This is a genomic window from Xenorhabdus griffiniae (genome assembly GCF_001028135.1).
Lineage (GTDB): Bacteria > Pseudomonadota > Gammaproteobacteria > Enterobacterales > Enterobacteriaceae > Xenorhabdus > Xenorhabdus bakwenae.
In genome coordinates, this window is sequence record NZ_LDNM01000165.1 from 1 (window position 1) to 4,697 (window position 4,697).

General features: G+C 46.3%; 4 protein-coding genes. All 4 read left to right on the forward strand.

The genetic code is table 11. The features are described from left to right. Positions 1 to 779: 779 nt before the first annotated feature. The 4 genes from AAY47_RS19215 to AAY47_RS19230 are packed head-to-tail and all read left to right on the forward strand — an operon-like array spanning position 780 to position 4,611. Positions 780 to 2,210, forward strand: coding sequence for a gamma-aminobutyraldehyde dehydrogenase (locus tag AAY47_RS19215; RefSeq protein ID WP_047771947.1), 1,431 nt, complete (start codon positions 780 to 782; stop codon positions 2,208 to 2,210). A gap of 16 nt (positions 2,211 to 2,226) precedes the next feature. Beyond that, positions 2,227 to 3,000, forward strand: a complete 774-nt coding sequence (locus AAY47_RS19220; RefSeq protein ID WP_047771950.1) for a nuclear transport factor 2 family protein — start codon at positions 2,227 to 2,229, stop codon at positions 2,998 to 3,000. A 53-nt stretch (positions 3,001 to 3,053) separates the two neighbouring features. Then, the gene (locus AAY47_RS19225) at positions 3,054 to 3,809 is read left to right on the forward strand and encodes a FadR/GntR family transcriptional regulator (protein ID WP_047771948.1); all 756 of its coding nucleotides are present in this window, start codon (positions 3,054 to 3,056) and stop codon (positions 3,807 to 3,809) included. 34 nt (positions 3,810 to 3,843) lie between these two features. Continuing rightward, positions 3,844 to 4,611 (forward strand): cache domain-containing protein, encoded by a 768-nt coding sequence (locus tag AAY47_RS19230; RefSeq protein WP_047771949.1) that lies wholly within the window; start codon positions 3,844 to 3,846, stop codon positions 4,609 to 4,611. Positions 4,612 to 4,697 lie beyond the last annotated feature (86 nt).

Genomic DNA, 4,697 nt, shown 5'->3' on the forward strand with positions numbered 1-4,697 from the left:
GCCTAATATTAATGATTCAATTTTATTTTTTTTATGGGTTTGTTTATTTTTTGTTTGTCAATAAACAAAATTCTACCTAAGTTAACTGGACTGATATATATAGACAACTAAATATAAATATATTGATGATATAAATTATGGGTAGTAAGGTAGTTTATTATATATATCTGTCAGTGACATTTATCACAAATGTGGCAAAAAAATTAATTAGAATTGAAGTAAACGAAGTGTTCAGGTCAATTTTTAGTCCATTTCAATATTTAGCGTAGAGGGATTTTTATGAACAAATATAACGTTAAAGTCAATTAAAATAAATTCAGAGTTTACTATTTGAACATTTGATTTTTAGGTAACTCATCAAAAGAACAACAAATCAATTACAATTGCATGACACATTTTATTTAATTTATGCCAACTTATTGCTGGCTGTCAGGCAAGAAATTAGAAGAACAAATTAAACAGATATGCAGAAATTATTTGCGTAATAATTTAGATAATTTGCAAATATATGCAAAAAATTAAGAATAATACGAAAAAATATGTAGTAACAAGCCTAAATTTTATCGTCAATCGAAATGACATGAACCACATGAAATCCTAGATCTTCCTCACAGATTTAAATATTTTTTCCTGATGGAAACTCTGAAAGTTACATGTATGTATCTAACTTTTCTCTTTTTTTACATTTTTGCTACAAATTTGACTAAAATGCAACCGTTAAATATATTAAATCATAGGTTATATTTTATCCATTCAATCCATAAGGAGAGGAAGTCACCATGCCGATACCCACACTCAGGCATTTCATTAATGGTCAGTATATTGAGTCTAACGGTTGCGAATATTTTGATCTGGTAAGCCCGGTCACAGGTGAATTTTATGCGCGTTCTCCTAATGCAACCGCTGCGGATGTTGATGATGCTTATACAGCGGCTAAAGAGGCGTTTAAAGTATGGGGACGCAGCACGCCCTCGGCGCGTCAGCGGGCGTTACTAGCGCTGGCTGATACGATAGAAAAAAACGCTGAACGTCTGATTGAAGTGCAAAGTCGTAATACAGGGCAGCTCAAACACCTGATTGCTTCTGAGGAAGTTGCGACGTCTGTGGATCATATCCGCTTCTTCGCCGGTGCCGCTCGTTTTTTAGAAGGCAAGGCTACAGCTGAATATCTCCCTGATATGACTACCAGTATCCGGCGTGAACCGCTGGGCGTGGTGGGCCAGGTTACCCCATGGAATTATCCGTTGATGATGGCGGTGTGGAAGATAGCACCTGCTCTGGCCGCAGGTAATACTGTGGTGCTTAAACCAAGTGATACTACACCGGAGAGTACTCTGTTACTGGCTGAACTGTCCGCACCGTTTTTCCCTGCCGGTGCCTTCAACGTGGTATTGGGTAATGCGAACGCGGGCACCCTGATCGTTTCACACAAAACGCCTGCGATGGTTTCTATCACCGGTTCTATACGTGCAGGTTTTCAGGTTGCCTCTTCGGCGGCGGCTAACCTCACCAGAGCGCATCTGGAGCTGGGTGGCAAAGCACCGGTGGTTGTTTTTGCTGATGCGGATATCAACAAAGCAGTGGATACCATCGTTACCGCAGGGTACTTCAACGCTGGTCAGGACTGCACGGCGGCTTCACGTGTGCTGGTGCATGAATCTGTTCACGATATCTTCGTCGCTAAATTGGTGGCGGCAGCTAAAACCATCCGTTTTGGCGATCCAGAAGATAAAGAGGCGCTGTATGGACCGCTTAATAATATTCGTCAGCTGGATCAGGTCAAAGGGTTTATTGCGCGTCTGCCCGCGCATGCCCGTATTGAGACAGGAGGCCATCAGGCCAATCGTTCGGGGTATTATTTTGAACCTACAGTGATTACGGGTCTGGAGCAGCACGATGAAGTGATTCAGACTGAAATTTTTGGCCCTGTTATCACAGTACAGAAGTTCCTGACAGAACAGGAAGCTATCGAGAAAGCTAACGATGTAAAGTACGGATTGGCCTCCAGTGTCTGGACCCGCGATCATGGCCGCGCGTTACGCTTGTCTCGTGAGCTTGATTTTGGAACTGTCTGGATTAACACCCACATTCCTCTTACGGCAGAAGCACCCCATGGTGGCTTCAAGAAATCTGGATACGGTAAAGATTTGTCGGCTTATGGCTTCGATGAATACACACGTATCAAACACGTGATGAGTTCCCATGATTGATACAAGGACACACACAATGAATCAAAATGAATCTTTGCGCGACCGGGTATCACGTGCGCACCACGAACTCTTTACTGACCGAGATGTGGGGGCGCTTGGGCGTTATTTTGCGCCGAATTTCATTGAACATTCTCCACTAGTCAAAGACGGACTTATCGGACTGCGTGAGCGGGTCCAGTCACATCCTGAACTGCATCATGAAACATTTCGTGTACTACAAGACGGTGATCTGGTTGCTATCCACGGCCGTTTCACGGGTTTAGACGATCAGCCGTTAGTCGGTTTCGATCTTTACCGGGTTACCGATGGATTAATCGCGGAACATTGGGACGGCCTGGTACCACAGTCCACGCCCAACGCCAGTGGACGAACTCAGTTAGATGGCCCGACTGAAACAGGCCATAACCGTGACAGAGAAAAAAACCGCGAACTGGTGGTTGATTTTTTCACACGAACCCTGATTGAAGGGCACTATGATGAGTTTGGAAATTACACCAATGGTAAGGCGTTTCGCCAACACAGCCCCGATATTCCTGATGGTACAGCTGCGGTCATTGCGTTTCTTAAACAACTTAAAGATGAAGGGCGGGGCCTGCATTATGCAAAAATCCACCATACAGTAGCCGACGGGCAGTTTGTTCTGACCCACTCAGAGGGAAATATTGCCGGAGCACGTCACAGTTATTTTGAGCTATGGCGCGTCGAGAACGGCAAAGTGGCTGAACTTTGGGATGCTATCACACCAGTACCGGAGGATGCGCAAGCGCTGCATCGCCACGGTATTTTTTAGCGTTGTTTGCAAACATGCTGAAACCCTGTGTCATTTCAATCAGGAGTTAGAAAATGACGGCACATTCCATCGTCTACGCACCACTCGATCAGGCCACCAGAACCGAACAGGTGGTGGAACGTTTAAGTAATGCGATCATCTCCGGGATATTACAAACTGATGAGCAGTTGCCTAACGAAAACGAGTTGTCGCGGCTGCTGGGCGTGTCACCGGTAACTGTTCGAGATGCCCTGAACACACTACGTGCCAGGCAGTTGATTGATACTCGGCGCGGACGTCATGGCGGTAGTTTTGTGTGCCAGGTTTCGGTTGAAACAATGCGGAAATACCATCCATTGCGGCTGATGGCTTCAGGTGAACTGGCGGATTTCAGCGAGTTTCACTGTGCAGTGATTGGCCACAGTGCGAGGCTTGCGGCTCAACGTTCAACAACCGGTGAACTAATAAAACTTGAGCAACTCATTGACAGCTTCGCTAGCGCGACACAGCCGGATGCCCGTATACAGACAGATATGCGCTGTCTGTTAACCCTGGCATCACAGGCACAGTCGGCCAGGCTTGCCAATCAAGAGCTGGAGATACAGGCTGAATGGGTTCCTTTGATGGTGCTTCTGTATCGAGAGGCAGCTATTCACAGCGAGGTGGCTGCCGCCTGGTATACACTCTTGGCCGCTCTGTATAAGGGGGATGGCCTCGCCTGTTACCAGCTGGCACAGAAGATGATTACTCGAATTACTGACCACCTGCTTGAATGCAAATTACGTATAGATACTGATACGTCATTCTTGCAGAGATCTGATCGAGAGTAATGCGACTGTATTCATCCCTGGAAAAGGGGGACATATGTACAACGACATACACGTAGAACAAGCCAGGGATATCCTGGACGATATCTTGATCGCCGCGCAGCGGGCTACTACAACTTTAGCGGATAAGACAGCGCGTATTTTATTAGAGCTGCCGTTATATCGAACGAAAGGTGTTCGTCTGGAGCAAGAGCAGCGCGACGCATTGCAAAAACCTATCCAAGATGTACTACGGCGTAATCACGTTTGGTGTAATGGGGCGGGATTTGCCAGTTATGCGATACAGAAGACGGGGAGGGAGGATAACGGTTACTGGACGCTGGAATGGTGGCGTCAGGAAGGGAATACCATTCAGTATGCGCCACTGGAACACAATCAAGAACAACGCAGGCGTCTGGATTTCCGATTATTCGAGTGGTTCCGGCAGCCGGCCAGCCGTCACCTTCCCATCATCGACGGACCCTATGTAGATTATATCTGCAATGGTGCCTACACGATTACGATAGCCCATCCGGTGCTTATCGGTGAGGAGTTTGCTGGTGTTGCGGCAGTGGATATTCTGGTCTCGACGCTGGATCGGTTACTGCTGCCGGTTCTGGGGGCCATCGGTAAGCCAGCATTAATTATTAATGGCGATGCGCGTGTCGTGACTTCAACTGTGCCTGGAGTACGGTCAGGTTCGCTATTGAAGAGCCTGGATGTTAACCGATCGGACAATAGTGAAATACCTTCTCTGCGCCTGGTGATCCTACCGTCATCACACACTGAATCACACACTGAATCACACAGGGCGTTTGTTTGCTGAAACCCACTTATTAAGATTACACAGGAGTTAATGAGATGGTCTTCCCCACCTTGTGAACCATACTCTTTATAGAGTATTTTTTCTGG

Excerpts from the sequence above, each read along its gene's own strand:
- AAY47_RS19215 (WP_047771947.1), top strand. The coding sequence starts at position 780 with ATGCCGATACCCACACTCAGGCATTTCATTAATGGTCAGTATATTGAG.
- AAY47_RS19220 (WP_047771950.1), top strand. The coding sequence starts at position 2,227 with ATGAATCAAAATGAATCTTTGCGCGACCGGGTATCACGTGCGCACCAC.
- AAY47_RS19225 (WP_047771948.1), top strand. The coding sequence starts at position 3,054 with ATGACGGCACATTCCATCGTCTACGCACCACTCGATCAGGCCACCAGA.
- AAY47_RS19230 (WP_047771949.1), top strand. The coding sequence starts at position 3,844 with ATGTACAACGACATACACGTAGAACAAGCCAGGGATATCCTGGACGAT.